The following is a 15,809-nucleotide window of genomic DNA, read 5'->3' as shown; positions in this document are numbered from 1 at the left end:
TCAGGATTCGTAGGTCTTGGCGCCACGCACGTTGTCGTGGCCCGGCAATGGCTCATCGTCACTGGCGCCGCGCAATGGCGTGCTCTCGATCCGGCGCTGGAGCATCGAGCGCACGGACGACACCGACGTGGTGGAGATGCGTAGCGCGCGATGGCAGGCAGCATTCAGGCGCTCTGGGCCGTATTCCTTGGCCATGCCGCGCAGGCCGCGCATCGCCTGCATCGACAACGCCGGCCGCCGATGCGTGTCGATGTGCTTCTTCACGAAGGCACTGATCCAGGGGCCTGAGCGGTCCGCCCATGCGATCAGCTCGGCACCTTGATCCTGCGCGTACGCCCGATGGGACGCAGGCTGGTGCTCCGGCAAGGTGGTGCAACCACCCTTGTGCGCATTCCGCAGGTGGGTCGCAATCGGGAAGTGATCGTCCTTTGCGTACACCTCGACCTGTCGGGCGGTCGCGCGGATGCGTACCTTGGCCCCGATGTAGGTGTACGGCACCGAGTAGTAATGCTCGTCCCACAGGACGTGGTAGTCCTGTGCCACCGTGACGTTGAGCTTCCAGTCTGCGTACTCGAAGGGCAGTTCCGGCAATGCCTTCAGTGCCGGACGATCCAGCTCCTCGAAGAGCTGGTTGCGGCTTTTGCCGCCGTGCCCGCGCATGGGCTTGTCGTTCATGCGCACCAGCAGCTCCGCGATGGCGGCGTTCAGTTCTTCAATCGACGTGAAGACCCGGTTACGCAGCCGCGCCAGTATCCATCGCTGGGCGAAACGCACGCCGACCTCGACGGCGGCCTTGTCCTTGGGCTTGCGCGCTCGCGTCGGCATCACGATGCAGTCGTAGTGCTGCGCGAGTTTGCTGTAGGTGTAGTTGATGATGTGGCCCTCGGCCACCGTCACCCGTTCCACCGCCGACTTCAAGTTGTCGGGGACCAGCAGCCTGGGCACGCCACGGTAAAACTCCAGGGCGCGCACGTTGGCCTCGCACCAGTCCGGCAGCCGCTGCGTCGCGCTTGCATACGCGAAAGTCTTGCGGCTCGCACCCATAACGGCCACAAACAGCTCGACCGGTTGCTTCTCCCCGGTCTTCGGATTCAGAACGCTCGGGCGTTTGCCCGAGTAGTCCAGAAACAGTCGGTAGCCCGGCGCATGCGGCTGGCGCATGACGATGCCCAGGGAGCACTCGTAGCGGTCGTAGCGCCGCCGGAATTCGGTTTCCGACATCGCGTCACTGCCGGCCGCGTCCGCATATTCCTCGTGCATCAGCAGCAAGGTCACGCCCGGCCGACGCAGTTCGGCATGGACATGGGCGAAGTCGGGCTCGGCAAAGGCCTTGCGCGCGAGCTGACGGCCGTTGTTCAGCCGCTCCTCCAAGGCCCGGTCCGTCAGAACCGCGACCCCATTCCAGTCCAGACCCTCCTCAGCCAGGCGCATCCGGTAGCGGCCCGCCGTGTTGGGCGAGACTCCCGCTGCTCGACCGACTTCCCGGTTGGAGAAGTCGGTGGTGAGCAGATAGCGACACACATCCTTCAGATTCATCCCGCGTTCTCATCGATTGACACCTCCAGAAAGAGGCGTGAGGGAGGACCTCACTCCGGCGGCGGGGAAAGGCCCATCGCACGGCCCGGAACGGGCCGCTGTCCTTGACACCGCCGGAAGCAGAAACGAGAATGCAGGCTCAAGGTTCAGTTGAAGCTGCTCGAGACCCACGCCCGGCAAGGCGTGGGTTTTCTCGTTGTGCTGCCCGAAACGTACCGCTACCGCCATCAGCAGAAGACCGGGCTGAGCGAGCCACCTCCCATGCAGTCCAGATTCCGTGACACGGGGGATCGGTCATCACCACCTGCGCCATCTGGATATCGATCAGGCCACAGGCTGCTGGGCACGACGCCGAGCTTGTCGGCAATGGCCGATTCGATCCGCCGGGATCGCCGGTAACCCTGACTCACGCTCGTGACCGACGTGCCGGCGACCCCCAGCTCGCGAGCGACCTCGGCCAGCGAGCTGCCGGCGACGCGGAGCCGCATCTTGATCCGCTCGTGTTGTTCCAGGGCTGGGCGCATGCGTGATATCGTCAGGGGAAGTCCTGAGACTCACAGTAGGCAGTTATGAGTAAGTTGTCAAACGAAGACGACAACCTCGTCATGGGTCGCCGGTTGATGGCCATCCGGGTCGCCAGCGGACTCACGCAAGCTGATTTTGCGGACAAGCTGGGGCTATCCCTGCGCGCCTATGCCAATTACGAGCGCGGCGAGCGGGAAATGCCCACGGCGCTGTTCAAATCGCTGTGCGAGACGTTCCGGATCGATCCGCTGTGGCAGCTCACGGGTCCCGGTGAAGATCCGGTCCTGGTGGGTCGTCGCGTGCTCGACATGGATCTGATGGAGAGCGTGATTCGGCTCATCGAGGAATGGCTCACCAAGCACCGTCGCACGCTCAAGCCCGACAAGAAGGCGCGGTTGATCCGGCTGAGCTACGAGCATTGCATCACCAAAGGCGAGGTTGACGCTACGCATCTGCGTGAAATGCTGTCCGTCGCGGCCTGACCCGATGAGTGATCGTCATGGTCCGGGGCGCAACGCTCTGCAGGAAGATCCGCCCGAAGGCAACGCCGGAACTCGCAGCAAGGTTGTCTCGCTGCGCCCTGACCAGCAGTCGCCGCCACCGGAGCGACTCGACCCGCGGCTGGAAGAGATGCGCCGCATCCTCGCGGAATCCCAACCGCTGGACAGCCTCTATTCTGACGACGAAGTGATCGCCGACGAGGGCAAGTTCCGCAAACGCTTCGGTCCGGGATTCCGCTGGAATCGCCGGGATCGGATCGGCCTGATCGCGCTGAAGAATCGATACGACCTGACCGACCCGGAAATCCAGTTGTTCCAGCACACCGGCAATCTGCATCGGTCGGTATTCGGAGTGCGCCTTACGGCGAGCCCTTGGATCGCCCTGTGGGGCGGCGCGCAGATCGCGGTGTTCGGGTTCCTGTTCCTGGCCCTACTGCTCGCCGCTTGGCCAATTCTCGTCAGGGCACCGGCCAAGGCGATCAAGCCGGTGCTGGCGCTGCTTGGCCTATTCACGTTCTGCTGCGGGCTGTACTGGATGTACGTGAAGCCTTGGTTTCTCAGGCTTCGCAAGGAACGGGAGCGCAGTGACGATGATCGATGACGTCAGCACATCGACATTCTGTCGCTGTGTTTGAAAGCGGCACGCCGATCAGGTTCGATTGAGCGGAGTTCCGACTGCCGGTACTGATTCCCCAAGTCCGGTTCGTCGTGCCTAGGGCGCCCCCAACCCAACAAGGCGACGAACCTGATGCGACTTCTGTCGCCTCTGCTCCAGAACCGCTGCGGGACGTGGAGTCAGTCAGTGGCGGTGTCGAGGATTTTGGGCCCGACTTCGCCGTCCCCAGTGCCAGCCGCCTGCGGCCAGTAGGCGCTGTCGGGAACGCCCCGATCGCCGAACAGCACCCGACCAAGGCGCAGGATGGTGGCGCCCGCCTCAATGGCGGTCTCGAAATCGCCGCTCATGCCCATCGAGAGTTCCTGCAGTGAGGCTGCCTCCGGTAGCGCCTCGCGCGCCTCATCGCGCAAGACGCGGAGCCGGTCAAAACACGGGCGCACCCGTGCAGGGTCGGCGCTGAAGATGGCGAGCGTCATTAGCCCGCGCACCTTCAGACATTGGCAGGCCCGCAGTTCCCTCAGGAACGGCAGCAGCGATTCCGGTGGCAAGCCATACTGCTGTGGCTGGCCTGCGGTGTTGACTTGCACCAGCACGTCGAGAGACCGGCCTTCGGCGAACAAAGCGCGGTCCAGCGCGGTGGCCACGCGCAGACTGTCGAGGGCGTGGAAGCTCGCGATGCGCGTGGCGATCCGACGCACCTTGTTGGTCTGAAGATGGCCGATCAGATGCCAACGGGCTGCGTCGCTCCCCATCTCATCGCGTTTGCCGAGCAGTTCTTGCACACGGTTCTCGCCAAAATCGCGCAGACCCAACGCGAGTGCATGGCGCAGGCGTGTTGTCGGCACGGTTTTGCTCACGGGCAGAAGCTTCACCGAGGTCGGATCCCTGTGGGCGCGGGCGCAGGTCGCGGCAATGCGCGCCTGCACCGCCGCCAGGCGCTCTGCCAGAGGCTGCGGAGCTAAGGCCGTCGAGGTCACGTCAGACGGCGCGGCAACTCTCGTCGGTGCACGAGTCCACGCCGGGCCCTGACTCCGTCGCAAGGCGCATCACCTCGCGACCCACCGTGAGGTCGTCCAGCCGGCCAAAGTGTTTCAGTCGCAGGCGCCCCGCGCGGTCGATCAGGATCAGCGACGGCGTGCCTTCCAGCGCGTAGGTGAGCATGGTGGCCGGGATTGGGGCGCCCGCAACGGCCACATCCACGCCCACCGGATGGCTGACGCGGTATTCGTGCAGAAAGGCCTTCAACGCGACTGGCGTCATAGCCTCGTGATGCTCGAACACCGTATGCAGACCGACCACCGCGACGCCATCCTGGGCAAACAGGCGATGGATGCGCTCCGCCTGCGGCACACCATGAGAGACACAACCGGGACACAGCATCTGGAAGGCATGTAGCACCACGACCTGGCCGCGCAGGGCGGCCAGGTCCAGGGGGCGGTCGGCGTTGAACCACTGGCTGACTTGCCAGGCGGGCGCTGTCGGAAAGTCACTCACCGTCACGCTCAGTCGCGCAGGCTACTGAACACGTAGCCGTGATCCTTCTGCGCGGTATGGCAGGCATGGCAGGCGGTGGCGGCGTTGGCGCCGACGACGCGCTTGGTCTTGTCGCCGCCTCCGAAACCCTCGTAGCCCCAGCCGCCGGTTGCCGCGTATTTCTTCGCGTCCTTGTGCATCACGCCAGCAACCTTACGCGCGCCTTCGGTGATGGCGTTATCCGCCTGCGGGGCGTCGAGCAGATCGAAGACGATGACCGCTCCATCCGGGAACTTGCCGGACTTGTAACCCTCCAGCGCCTTCGGGTTGGCGTAGAGGTGATGGATGCCGCCAAACGACTCGAACAGGGGATGGCCCTTCTCGATCACCATGCTCTTGACGTGGTGCCAGCTGCGGTAACCATCGGGGTACGGGACTGCAGGATCGGCTGCGAGCACGGGTGTAGCACAGGCGGCCAACAGTGCGGCGATCAATGTGCATTTCATCGTTGGGATCCTCCGAATGAGAAAGCGGCGGGGCGCGCCCCGCCGCGAAAAGTCGGCTTACTTCAGATCGGCAAGCGCCGCGCCGAAGTTGATATGGAAGGGCTGCCCGCCGATCACCAGCGCGGGCACGGACTTGACGCCCGCCGCTTCTGCCTCAGCGAGACGGGCTTTCTGTTCGCCCAGATGCACGATCTCCACATTGAACTGGGCAGGATCGAGTGACTTGGCGAACTGCTGCTCGGCGGACACGCATACCGGGCAACCGGCATGAAAGAAGACGGCTTTCTGGGACATGGACTTCTCCTGGGATGTTGGCGGTGGAACATCGTTAATGTATCGAGGCGATACATTATGGACTCTACTGCCGCCAAACCGTCATTGTCAATAATGCATCGAAGCGATACATTGCGGGCATGGATGACACACCGGTTCTGCTCGAGCGCCTCGGCGCCCTGATCCAGCAATCACTGCGCGATGACGCCGCGCGACACGGCCTGCTGCCCATCCATCTGCAGATCCTGGCCTACCTGGATCGCGCCAATCGCTACAGCAATCTGCCGATCGCGGTGGCGCAATACTTCGGCATCACGCGCGGCACCGTGTCGCAGTCCCTGCAGTTATTGGAGCGGCAGGGCCTGATCGTGAAGACGCCCGATCCCCAGCACGGGCGGCGTATTCACCTGGAGCCGACTGCGGCGGGCGCCAAAGTTCTGCGTGACGGTTGGGCGCAACGCCTGGAGCAGGCCCTGAGCGCGATGCCTTCGGAAGCGCCGCCGTTGGCCGACGCCTTGCGCGGCCTGTTGACCGCGCTGCAACGGCAGAACGGCCAGCGCGCATTCGGTGTGTGCCAACGCTGCGCGCACTTCCTGACGGAAAAGCGAGGCGCTCGCTGCGGACTGACCCGTGAGCCGCTGGCGCGGGAACAGACCACGCGCATCTGCCGGGAGTGGACCCGTCCGGCCGATGTAGCGGGCGTTGCGGTGTCCACATGAGCGCCCCGCCGCTGACGCAACTCGAAGTCCCTCCCGAAGAAGCACTCGCCATCCGGGCGAAGGTGCGACGCGCCGATCCTCTGACGCTTGGGGCCAACTACCGCCTGGCGAGATCTGAGCATGCGGCAGGGCTCACCGAGCTTCTGGTCGATCCTCGGGTATCGGATCCCATCTACGATCTGCCGCGCCCGACCACGCTTCGCAACATATCTGACTGGATTGCGGCAGCGCAGCGCAAGCACGCGGATGGCGAAGGCTTGCTCGTCGTGATGCTCGACGCCGCCGGTGGCGTGTGCGGTTACTCCTGCTTCACCGTCTGGCCGGAGCACTCCGCAGCAGAGATTGCCGGAGGCTACCGCGCGGACCGCCAAAGCCAAGGTGAAGGCAAGCTCGGCGCAGCACGCAGCTTTGACTGGATATTTGACGCCTTCGGCGTCAGGCTGATCGTGGTGACTGCCGCACTGGACAATCTGCGTTCTGCTCGTGTCATCGAGACCGCAGGATTCCAGTACATGGGAACCAGGCTCTGCACGCGGGCCGATGGTACCTCGCGTGAATCCCGGTATTGGGAGATGCATCGGCCTGGAGAGTGACGCGGCAATCCGGCTTCAGTGCGCCCACGGGTCTGTGCTGCTCAACGAGCGCGCCATCTTCCCCTAGATGTGATTTGTATCTGCAGAGCCCGAGCGCAGACTGCCGCGGCCTGCTCGATCGCGCACACGGAATGATCGAGGTCGACGACCGGTTTGAACGAGCAAAAGCCGGCGCATGCTCACACTTGGGAGTGGCGATCCAACGCGGGCCATCGGCTCCACGCCGAGGGCGCAGGCTTTCCAGTCGATTCGCTACCCGATCCTGCCCATTGTGGATCGACGCCAGTCTGACGCGCCCGATTGCCCGGCTGTGTTGGCGAGGCGCGCGCGTCGGTGCCGATTCATTGCGGATCAATGGTCTGCTGCAGGGAAGCAATCAGCGGACAGCGTACCCGGCCCTTGACCGATGCGCAGCGATCGACCAGTGCGGCCAGCGCAGATTCGATGCGTTGCAGGTCCGTCAGCTTGTTGCGGACGTCGGCGAGCCGGCGCTCCCCCAGCGTTCGCGCCTCCCGGCAATGCGCACCGTCCTCGAGTTTCAGCAGATCGCCGACTTCATCGAGGGAAAAGCCGAGATCCTGCGCATGGCGGATGAAGCGCAGCCGCCGGGCGTGGTGCGCCGTGTAGCGCCGGATGCCGCCCAGCGGGCGCTCCGGCTCGTCCACCAGCCCCCGGCGCTGGTAGTAGCGGATCGTTTCCAGATGCACGCCGGTGTGCTGCGCCAGGCTGCCGATGGTGTAGGTCTCGGGCATCTTGACTCCGTAGTCAGCTACGGTCGTAGCGTAACAGCATCCGTTCACAGGAGGCTGTATGCAGGACCGTTCCAACCTCTCGCTCGCCGCCAGCGTCGCCGCTGGTCTCGGCGCTTCGGTGTGCTGCGTGTTGCCGCTGGTGCTGGTCATGGCCGGCCTCGGCGGTTCGTGGCTGGCGACGCTGAAGGTTCTCGAACCCTTCCGCCCGATCTTCGTGGCGGTGGCGGTCCTCGCCCTGTTCTTCGCCTACCGCGGCATTTTCCGAACCGCCGAGGTCTGCGAACCTGACCGGGCCTGCGCCGATCCGCGCGTACAGCGGCGACGCAAGTGGATCTTCTTGGGTGTGGCGACGCTGGTCGCCGGCCTGCTCACATTCCCCTACTACGCAGTTCTGTTCTTCTGAAGGAGACTGATCATGGTCAAGAGTCTATTCATTGCTCTGGGGCTGGCCGCCGTACTGGCTTGCTGCCAATGCAGCGCGGTTCATGCGGCGACTCGCACCGTCACGCTGGACGTCTCGGGCATGACCTGCGTCACCTGTCCGATCACGGTCAAGAAATCCTTGTCGCGCGTGGTCGGCGTCGAGTCGGTGGATGTCAGCTTCAAGGACAAGCAAGCCACAGTCGTCTTCGACGATGCCAAGACCACGGTCGAGGACATGACCCGGGCGACGGCGAACGCCGGCTTTCCGTCCACGGTGCGGCAGTAGGAGCGCGACATGGAGCAGTTGATTCAGTGGATTACTCGCATCGGCGACAAAACGGGTTCAGTGGGTGCGCTCATCTCGGCGATGGGATGCGCCATGTGTTTCCCCGCCATTGCCAGCCTCGGTGCGGCCGTGGGCCTTGGGTTCCTGAGTCAATGGGAGGGGGTGTTCATCAACACCCTGCTGCCGGTGTTTGCCTCGCTGGCGCTGGTCATCAACGCCCTGGGCTGGTTCAACCACCGTCAGTGGCACCGCAGCCTGCTGGGGATGCTGGGGCCGACCGTCCTGCTGCTGTCGCTGTACCCCTGGTTCAAGTACGGCTGGAGCAGCTACGCCACCTATACCGGACTCGGCCTGATGATCGCCGTGTCCGTCTGGGACCTCGTATCGCCGGCCAGCCGGCGCTGCGACCCGGAGCACTGCGAACTCCCGGCCAAACAATCCTGACCCCGCTCATCGGAACTCAACCATGACTCAACTCAAGATCTCCGGCATGACCTGCGACTCCTGTGCGACACATGTCAGGCAGGCGCTGGAAAAAGTGCCGGGCGTTCAGTCCGCGCGCGTGTCCTACACCCTGGGCTCGGCCGAGGTGGCATTGGCAGACGGCACGACCGCGAACGCACTGATCGCGGCTGTGGACGCGCTCGGCTATCAGGCCCGCGTGGACGAGGGCCGTACGCCACCGCCCTCCGGCGGCTTGCTGGGCAACATGCAGTCCTGGCTCGGCGGCGACGGTAAGCGCCCAGGCAGTGATGAATCCCTGCATCTCGCCGTGATCGGCAGCGGCGGCGCCGCGATGGCGGGCGCGCTGAAGGCCACCGAGCGCGGGGCGCGTGTCACGCTGATCGAGCGCGGAACCATTGGCGGCACTTGCGTCAACATCGGCTGCGTGCCGTCCAAGATCATGATCCGCGCGGCGCATGTCGCGCACCTGCGCCGCGAAAGCCCGTTCGACGGGGGTATCGCCGCGGCGGCGCCTGCCATCCTGCGCGACAAGCTGCTGGCGCAGCAGCAGGGGCGTGTCGAGGAGCTGCGCCACGCCAAGTACGAGAGCATTCTCGACGGCCATTCCGCCATCACCGTGCTGCGCGGTGAGGCGCGCTTCAAGGATGACCGCGCGCTTATCGTGAAGCTGAGGAACGGCGACGAGCAAGTCGTGCACTTCGACCGCTGCCTGATCGCTACAGGCGCCAACCCTGCGATCCCGCCGATCCCGGGCCTGAAAGACACGCCGTACTGGACCTCCACCGAGGCGCTGGCCAGCGACGCCATTCCCGAGCGGCTGGCCGTGATCGGATCGAGCGTGGTCGCCGTGGAGCTGGCGCAGGCGTTCGCGCGGCTGGGCAGCCGGGTCACGATCCTGGCGCGCAGCTCACTGTTCTTCCGCGAGGACCCCGAGGTCGGCAAGACGGTGACGGCCGCGTTTCGCGCCGAAGGCATCGAAGTGCTGGAACAGACTCAGGCAAGCCGGATCGCGCATGTCGACGGCGAGTTCGTGCTCACCACGAATCACGGCGAGCGGCGCGCGGATCGCCTGCTCATGGCCACCGGCCGCACCCCCAACACCCGCAGCCTGAATCTCGGCACCGCCGGCGTGACAACCAACCAGCAAGGCGCCATCGTCGTGGACGCGACCATGCGCACGAACGCGTCCGACATCTACGCCGCCGGTGACTGCACCGACCTACCGCAGTTCGTATACGTGGCGGCGGCGGCCGGCACGCGTGCCGGCATCAATATGACCGGCGGCGAGGCCGCGCTGGATCTGTCGGCGATGCCGGCGGTGGTGTTCACCGATCCGCAGGTCGGGACCGTCGGCCACAGCGAAGCGGAAGCGCACCGCGCCGGCATCGAGACGGATAGCCGCGTGCTGACACTCGACAACGTGCCGCGCGCGCTCGCCAACTTCGACACGCGCGGCTTCATCAAGCTGGTGGCGGAAGCCGGATCGGGTCGGCTGATCGGCGTGCAGGCGATCGCACCGGAAGCGGGTGAGCTGATCCAGACGGCGGCACTGGCCATTCGACATCGCATGACTGTGCAGGACCTGGCCGATCAGCTGTTCCCGTACCTGACGATGGTCGAGGGGCTGAAGCTTGCAGCACAGACCTTCACCAAGGATGTGAAGCAGCTGTCCTGCTGCGCGGGCTGACGGAGAATCGGAATGCACCCATCACTTCTCGGTGCCTCGCGTGACATCCGCGGCACGTTCTGCCGTCACGTGCACTTCTTCGCCTCGGCATCCACCGCGGAAGTCTGGACGGGTACGCACAAGCACGTGACCATCGTCAGCGTCGAAGAAGCGTTCCGCCTGGGCCAAGAACTCTCACGGAGGAGCCTGTCGCGATGAGCAGCCAGTCCGCTCTCGTACTGGCACACGCTCCTGGCCGCATGCTGACTCTCTGCCCACCGCCGACCGCGCAACGGCCCGGCACTCGCTGATCAGCTTCTGCGGCGAGGTTGCGCAGCTTCTCTGGCGATCACTGCGCAACTACCCGGCGGTACGCACAAACTAGCCCTGTTCTTCGAGCAGGCTTTTCAGATTCCGCAATATGGTGGCGGACATATCAATGGGCGGGATTCCATGCAGACGCGCCAAACCTTCCGCAGCGATCCAGACATCGCTCGGTGTGGTCGGACGAGCATCGGTCTTTGTAAACGGCCCATCTGTCTCCGTCAGAACGCGATCCAACGGCAGCGTCTTGGTTATCGCGGCGCGCTTTTCATTGGCGAGCATTTCCGCGTTCACCGAAAAGTAGCAGCCGAGATCAACCGCCCTCCTGGCCTCCGCTGCGGTGCCGGTGAACCAATGAAGCACCACGCGACCGCGCGAAGGCGGCATGTATTTCTCGATCATATCGAGCACGGCCTTGGTCGCTCGGACGCTATGCATCGTGACGATCTTGTTCCCCGCCGCTGCGCAGAGCGACAACACGCGAGCGAAAATCTCCTTCTGCGTCTCGAAAGACTTATAGAACCGCGGGCCGGCGTCCAACCCGACCTCTCCCACATAGCGGGTTCTAGGCAAGAACTCCTCCCAAAGTTCGATCTCGTGGGCGCGGTCAGCGACCAGTTGAGGATGCAGTCCGAGGGCCGCCCGGACATGACGGGTGGCGGACGCCAGTTCGTGGTTCCGCGGCCAAGCCTTGGGCGTGGTGGTCACGGTAAGGGTGAAGACGCCATCGCGCTCGCAACGCTCCACCGCGGCCGCGTGGTCGGGGTAGAGATCGAGGTGGCAATGAAAATCGACGAGACCCGATCGCATGAGGCCTCTCACGACGGTGCGGCGCGAACGCCAGTCAGCAAGCGCCCGACCTCTTCTAATCCACGGCGATAGACATCGGCCAAGTCATCGTGGCGGGAGGGGTCGTCATAGAGTGGCCCCGGCTTGTGGATGAGGGCCTTGGCGAGTTCCGGGCGCTTCGATAGCCGCGCGATTGCGATCTGGAAGGATCGGACCTGCTGACCTTCGGCCTGCCTGGTGTCCAACGTGGCAGCATTCAGGTCGGGTACGCCGTAAACCGTCGAATCCTTGCCTCGCAGAGAGGCTCGCCGGATGAGACATGGCAGGCAGTATCCGCAGTGACCCTGCGGCTTCTTGGTCCAGCGCCCCTTCGTCGGCGACGAACATGATAGCGACAGCGGGGCGAGTTGCTTCAATAGGGCCGGATTGGCGCATTGGGCCACCATCTCCCCTTTGGTCTTGTCCCAATAGGGATTCTCGACCTTCCCTCCGACGCCGAGCGCCTGGAGCAAATCGTTCCACCGGGTCATGTAGAAAGGATGCGTCGTCCGGGTGCTTAACGCGCCGAGCCGAAGCCGATCGAGCGGCACATTTAGCGCGATCAGCCCGTTCTCTGGAACCTTGAGCACGAAGTCGCGGCCGAGCGCGGTGCCGGCGGCGACGCCCAGGGAGAAGAACAGGAACGAGCGGCCGCGCGTGGTGTCCTCCGATCCGACATCCTCGACGAGCCCGCTATCGAAGCTCATCCACACCCGCAGCCGATCGAAGGCGGATGATTTGTAAGCGGCTTTCAAACCTTCGAAGCACTGCTCCTGCGACTTGCTCACCAACCCTTCGCCCGCGTGGCTGACCAGGAGCGGCATCTCGCCATCATTCAAGCTGTCGATCGCGCCGATCAGACTGTCCAAGCCACCGGAGAACAGACTCACGCCATCGAACGGGGCGGGAATAAGTGTGGGTGCCGCGGCGGGAACCAGCTTCGCATAGCCCTTGGCCCGTTTGCGGAAGCCCACATCCCATCTGTCGCCGGTCAGGAAGTTCAGGGCGCGGACCAGGATGGGCGCGGCGGCCGTCCATCGCACCGGATCGCTCACAGGGATGACCAGACGAATCTCGCGCGTCCAGGCGTCCTGCGATTCCGTGGAGCGGGAGATGCGGGTGTCTGCCGCGTGGACATGGGCCGCGACGACGAGCATGTCCGCGCCGATCTCGCTCGGGGTAAGGTGCAGCGCCTTGAGGTCGGCCAAGGCGCGGCCGATTCCATGATCGAGACGCTTGCTCGTCACCAACTGCAAGGTCGATGCAACCTCGTCGCGCGCCTTCGGGACGCGGGTCTTATCGTCCGGCCCGAAACGGCCGATGATGACATGGCGCCTCATTTTGCGGCCTCCCCGTCGCCCATCGTCTGCAACACGTCGAATGCAGATTGGTAGACGTCGGTCACGAAGCCCATCACCGCATCAGGGGTCAGCGACTGGATGTTGACACCCGCGGCGTTGATCGCATCGCTGACGCCGCGCTGGATGAAATCACGCAGTTGCGCCTGAACCCTCTCGGCCGCGCGCGGATCGGTGGGCAAGATAACGACCTTGGTGCCGATGTCGTTGCAGATGCGCGCCTCGATCGCGTGCGTCGCATACAGTTCGAAGACGGTCTGGATCTGGCCGGGTGTGAGCGCGTCGATGTCGGTAATGCCCGCACCGGCGAGATCGGCGATCGTCTCGACGAAGGCGTCTCGCGCGATTCCCTCGTCGATCGACCCGCCTTCGGGGCAGATGTAGTCGGCGAGCCCCGCGAACACTTCCTCGATCGGCCGCCCCGCGAGGCTTTCGAGGTTGAGCGTTCGCAGCGCTTCGCGAACGCCATTGGCGCTGGCGTCGTTGAGGAATCGGACGAGCCCGGCACCCACGCCGCGCGATGAGCCCATGCGCTGCGAGGCTTGGCGTGAGCCACCCGCCGACTTGGACACATATTGCGAGACAGCACGGCCGAGACTTCTGCGGTCGCTGCCGCCCGAACTCACGAAGCGAGTGAAATTGTTTCGGGCGGACGTGAACCGATCCGATGCCCCTACCGGCGCGATTGGCCGAGGCGCTGGCGCGGGAGGAACGGCTGAGGGCGATCCATCGGGTGACGGGGATTGTGTCCCGTTGCCATCGCCCCCGGCCGCGCCGGCCCCGCCGTCGCCGTCACCCTGCAACCAACTCGGAATGAGCGGGGTGGCTCCACCCGCACCCCCATAGGCGTTCGATGTGCCCATCAGCGCCCACCCTTCCGCGTGCGAAGCGCGGCGCTCGCCGTAGGCTTCAAGAAGGACGAACCGGAGGTGGACCATTTTTGGAGTAGCTTCTCGAAGCGCGCCACGGCGTCGGAATCCTTGATAACGCCCTCCCAACCCGACGCGGGCCACGGCCCGCACCGATCCACCGGCAAGGCTTCCAGCAGATCGAGAAGATTAGCTTGAAGCGTTGGATGCGCGCGAACCAGCACCGCGAGCCCATCGACCCCCGGCGGCACGGTATCGAAGGTGTCTCCGCCCATGACGCGCCCGCGCAGCTCCTCGAAGATCTGCGCGGCCTCGGCCGGAACGAGCTGTTTGAGTTCACCTTCGAACGCCTGGACGGCAAGTTTCGGGCCGAGCAACTTTTCGACCACCGCGGCGAGACGCCCGAGGACGGAGGCCGCGCCAAAATAGTCTTTCCGATCCTTGGTCACGAACAGATAGGGGCGCAGATCGACTTCGGCCAAGGCCGGTGACAGCCGCGCCCAAGACCGTATCGCGTCGGCCGCCTTCCATTCGGTGAGGATGGCGCTGTCCTGGGAGTCCGGCACGGCGGTCGCCTTGGCGTCATCGGTGGAACTGATCTTCGGCCCGGCCCGCTTCGCTTTGGGGGCTGGCTTCTCCTCCGATGCGGCGGCTTCAAGCGCCGCCAAATCTACGCAGCGGCCTTCCGGATCGCGGGCGGCGGCGCTGGCGATCTGGTCGAACAATCTGGAGAGGAACCGTTCGGCCAGCATAAGCTTCGCCAAGACGGGCAGCTTCACCTCGTCCCCAAAGCCGCGCGCGAGTGCGGTCTGATGGCGCAGGAGCAGGGTGTTCAGGAAGCGCTTGATCTGCCGGGGATTGCCCTGAGTGCCGCTGGCTAGGATCGGACCGATCTGATCGCTCAAGGTTAGCGCGTTCTGGACCTTGCCGGCTTTGTCGCCCAAGGCGGTTTTGACCGTCTGCGCGTCGAGCCCCGCCGTTTGCCAAGGGCGTTTGAGCAATTCACGCGCGACGATGATGAGCGCCGAGTAATCGACATCGTCCTCGCCCAGCTCGGCACCGATGAGCAACAGGGTGACATAGATACGAGTTTCGGTCTCGCCCAAAGCCGGAATCCGGAACGGAATTTGGATCAGCTTTTCGAGATAGTTGCGTGCATAGTCGCGGGGGCCGGTCGTGTCCGGCAGTTCGGGGAAATGCTTGCGCACCGAATATTCGATCATCGCCTCGTCGGCCGCGACGATGAACGCGGTGCGGGCGGTGAATACGAACAGGCGGACGGCTTCGAGGGTTTCAATCGCCGTGTCGGGCAGGCAGCGGTCGAGATCGTCGATGAGAACGATCAGTTGCTTGACGCCCGCCTGCTTGAGCAGGTCGTCAAAGGCTTTTCGGAACGCCTCGATCTCTTCCGGCACATTCTTCGACTCACCTGGTTTCAGCAGACCCTGCACACCGTCGATGGCCTTGTCGTAATTCTCCTGCGTGGCGAGTTTCGCGGGATCGGAGAAGATGCCCTTCAAGGTGCCGACCACCGCGCCGACCTGATCGGCTGTGGGGATGCCGGTGAACGCAGTGAAAGCCAGACCGCCCCCGTGTCGCGCGATCTTGAGCCAGTCGATCCGCCGGAAGATGTCTTTCACGGCCATGCCGGCCTGGGTGAGCAACGGGCGTTTTTCGATAAGCCCGGTGACGATGCCCTCAATCAGCGCGATCTTGGCGTCTTCGAATCCTTGAAAACGCCATCCGTTGAATTTGACGCAGAGCACGTCCTCATCCGAACCGAGGCCGTTCTCGATCATCTCCAAGATGCTGGATTTTCCGGCGCCCCAGTCGCCGTGAACGCCGATCGTCACGGCGCGCTCGGGCTTTTCGCACAGCAGCTCGATGATGGTCTTGGCGATCGCCTCGTTGTTGAGGAGGTCGACCTTTGTCTCATTGTCCGTGAGAATCATCCCGCCCTCTCTTCCTCACAGTGACTCGCAGCAAGTAATGACGCTAAAGTCCCATACGCAACGCTATTAGGACAGTTCATTCATTGTGACTAGATTGTTGCCCCATAGGGCGAACCAGCGGTTGGGCTTGCGTATTCCTTCCGGC

Annotated in this window: 20 protein-coding genes; 9 read left to right on the top strand and 11 right to left on the bottom strand. The window is 64.3% G+C overall.

What is annotated here, in order from left to right:
* Both istA and E2F46_RS03455 read right to left on the bottom strand, forming a co-directional pair.
* Entirely contained in the window at positions 1 to 1,536 is a 1,536-nt protein-coding gene (gene istA / locus E2F46_RS03460; protein WP_088384475.1) for an IS21 family transposase, read from the bottom strand.
* Between the two features lie 227 nt (positions 1,537 to 1,763).
* Positions 1,764 to 2,060, bottom strand: a complete 297-nt coding sequence (locus E2F46_RS03455; protein WP_202820242.1) for a helix-turn-helix domain-containing protein — start codon at positions 2,058 to 2,060, stop codon at positions 1,764 to 1,766.
* 45 nt (positions 2,061 to 2,105) lie between these two features.
* On the opposite strand from E2F46_RS03455, the gene E2F46_RS03450 reads away from it, so the two are divergent.
* Both E2F46_RS03450 and E2F46_RS03445 read left to right on the top strand, forming a co-directional pair.
* Positions 2,106 to 2,543, top strand: a complete 438-nt coding sequence (locus tag E2F46_RS03450) for a helix-turn-helix domain-containing protein (RefSeq protein ID WP_207949511.1) — start codon at positions 2,106 to 2,108, stop codon at positions 2,541 to 2,543.
* Positions 2,544 to 2,547: 4 nt separating this feature from the next.
* Positions 2,548 to 3,162, top strand: a complete 615-nt coding sequence (locus E2F46_RS03445; RefSeq protein ID WP_133320753.1) for a hypothetical protein — start codon at positions 2,548 to 2,550, stop codon at positions 3,160 to 3,162.
* A 194-nt stretch (positions 3,163 to 3,356) separates the two neighbouring features.
* On the opposite strand, the gene E2F46_RS03440 is transcribed toward E2F46_RS03445, so the two are convergent.
* From E2F46_RS03440 to E2F46_RS03425, 4 genes are read right to left on the bottom strand one after another with little or no spacing between them, the layout of a single operon-like run.
* Entirely contained in the window at positions 3,357 to 4,154 is a 798-nt protein-coding gene (locus E2F46_RS03440) for a YggS family pyridoxal phosphate-dependent enzyme (protein WP_088384472.1), read from the bottom strand.
* A 1-nt stretch (position 4,155) separates the two neighbouring features.
* Positions 4,156 to 4,677 (bottom strand): redoxin family protein, encoded by a 522-nt coding sequence (locus E2F46_RS03435; RefSeq protein WP_202820241.1) that lies wholly within the window; start codon positions 4,675 to 4,677, stop codon positions 4,156 to 4,158.
* A 2-nt stretch (positions 4,678 to 4,679) separates the two neighbouring features.
* On the bottom strand, positions 4,680 to 5,156 hold the full coding sequence (locus E2F46_RS03430; RefSeq protein WP_088384470.1) for a cytochrome P460 family protein: 477 nt from the start codon (positions 5,154 to 5,156) through the stop codon (positions 4,680 to 4,682).
* 57 nt (positions 5,157 to 5,213) lie between these two features.
* Positions 5,214 to 5,450: a thioredoxin family protein gene (locus tag E2F46_RS03425; protein ID WP_088384469.1), complete on the bottom strand. Its 237-nt coding sequence runs from the start codon at positions 5,448 to 5,450 to the stop codon at positions 5,214 to 5,216.
* Between the two features lie 119 nt (positions 5,451 to 5,569).
* On the opposite strand from E2F46_RS03425, the gene E2F46_RS03420 reads away from it, so the two are divergent.
* Together E2F46_RS03420 and E2F46_RS03415 are read left to right on the top strand one after the other, a co-directional pair.
* On the top strand, positions 5,570 to 6,148 hold the full coding sequence (locus E2F46_RS03420) for a MarR family winged helix-turn-helix transcriptional regulator (RefSeq protein WP_088384468.1): 579 nt from the start codon (positions 5,570 to 5,572) through the stop codon (positions 6,146 to 6,148).
* Entirely contained in the window at positions 6,145 to 6,741 is a 597-nt protein-coding gene (locus E2F46_RS03415) for a GNAT family N-acetyltransferase (protein ID WP_088384467.1), read from the top strand. The genes E2F46_RS03420 and E2F46_RS03415 overlap by 4 nt, the downstream gene beginning before the upstream one ends.
* A gap of 341 nt (positions 6,742 to 7,082) precedes the next feature.
* On the opposite strand, the gene merR is transcribed toward E2F46_RS03415, so the two are convergent.
* Positions 7,083 to 7,493 (bottom strand): mercury resistance transcriptional regulator MerR, encoded by a 411-nt coding sequence (merR, locus tag E2F46_RS03405; RefSeq protein WP_088384465.1) that lies wholly within the window; start codon positions 7,491 to 7,493, stop codon positions 7,083 to 7,085.
* A 58-nt stretch (positions 7,494 to 7,551) separates the two neighbouring features.
* Between merR and E2F46_RS03400 the strand changes: the two genes are divergently transcribed.
* From E2F46_RS03400 to merB, 5 genes are read left to right on the top strand one after another with little or no spacing between them, the layout of a single operon-like run.
* A complete protein-coding gene (locus E2F46_RS03400; protein WP_088384464.1) occupies positions 7,552 to 7,896 on the top strand; it encodes a mercuric transporter MerT family protein in 345 nt (114 codons plus the stop codon).
* A 12-nt stretch (positions 7,897 to 7,908) separates the two neighbouring features.
* Positions 7,909 to 8,202 carry a mercury resistance system periplasmic binding protein MerP gene (gene merP, locus E2F46_RS03395; RefSeq protein ID WP_088384463.1) on the top strand — a complete coding sequence of 98 codons (294 nt, stop codon included), beginning with the start codon at positions 7,909 to 7,911 and terminating at the stop codon, positions 8,200 to 8,202.
* A gap of 9 nt (positions 8,203 to 8,211) precedes the next feature.
* Positions 8,212 to 8,646 carry an organomercurial transporter MerC gene (gene merC / locus E2F46_RS03390; RefSeq protein WP_088384462.1) on the top strand — a complete coding sequence of 145 codons (435 nt, stop codon included), beginning with the start codon at positions 8,212 to 8,214 and terminating at the stop codon, positions 8,644 to 8,646.
* 22 nt (positions 8,647 to 8,668) lie between these two features.
* A complete protein-coding gene (gene merA, locus E2F46_RS03385) occupies positions 8,669 to 10,354 on the top strand; it encodes a mercury(II) reductase (protein ID WP_088384461.1) in 1,686 nt (561 codons plus the stop codon).
* Between the two features lie 12 nt (positions 10,355 to 10,366).
* Complete coding sequence (gene merB / locus E2F46_RS03380; protein ID WP_088384460.1) at positions 10,367 to 10,552, top strand: organomercurial lyase; 186 nt, start codon at positions 10,367 to 10,369, stop codon at positions 10,550 to 10,552.
* A 162-nt stretch (positions 10,553 to 10,714) separates the two neighbouring features.
* Here the strand turns inward: merB and qatD are convergent, their stop codons facing one another.
* The 4 genes from qatD to qatA form a co-directional block, all read right to left on the bottom strand.
* Entirely contained in the window at positions 10,715 to 11,467 is a 753-nt protein-coding gene (qatD, locus tag E2F46_RS03375; RefSeq protein ID WP_033470450.1) for a Qat anti-phage system TatD family nuclease QatD, read from the bottom strand.
* 8 nt (positions 11,468 to 11,475) lie between these two features.
* Positions 11,476 to 12,825, bottom strand: coding sequence for a Qat anti-phage system QueC-like protein QatC (gene qatC / locus E2F46_RS03370; protein ID WP_033470447.1), 1,350 nt, complete (start codon positions 12,823 to 12,825; stop codon positions 11,476 to 11,478).
* The gene (qatB, locus tag E2F46_RS03365) at positions 12,822 to 13,469 is read right to left on the bottom strand and encodes a Qat anti-phage system associated protein QatB (protein WP_207949509.1); all 648 of its coding nucleotides are present in this window, start codon (positions 13,467 to 13,469) and stop codon (positions 12,822 to 12,824) included. The genes qatC and qatB overlap by 4 nt, the downstream gene beginning before the upstream one ends.
* 236 nt (positions 13,470 to 13,705) lie before the next feature.
* A complete protein-coding gene (gene qatA, locus E2F46_RS03360) occupies positions 13,706 to 15,664 on the bottom strand; it encodes a Qat anti-phage system ATPase QatA (protein ID WP_033470440.1) in 1,959 nt (652 codons plus the stop codon).
* Positions 15,665 to 15,809 lie beyond the last annotated feature (145 nt).

This window comes from Luteimonas aestuarii (assembly GCF_004357985.1).
GTDB lineage: Bacteria > Pseudomonadota > Gammaproteobacteria > Xanthomonadales > Xanthomonadaceae > Luteimonas > Luteimonas aestuarii.
The sequence above is the reverse complement of the archived record's forward strand: the minus strand, read 5'-3'. Positions and strand labels throughout refer to the sequence as shown.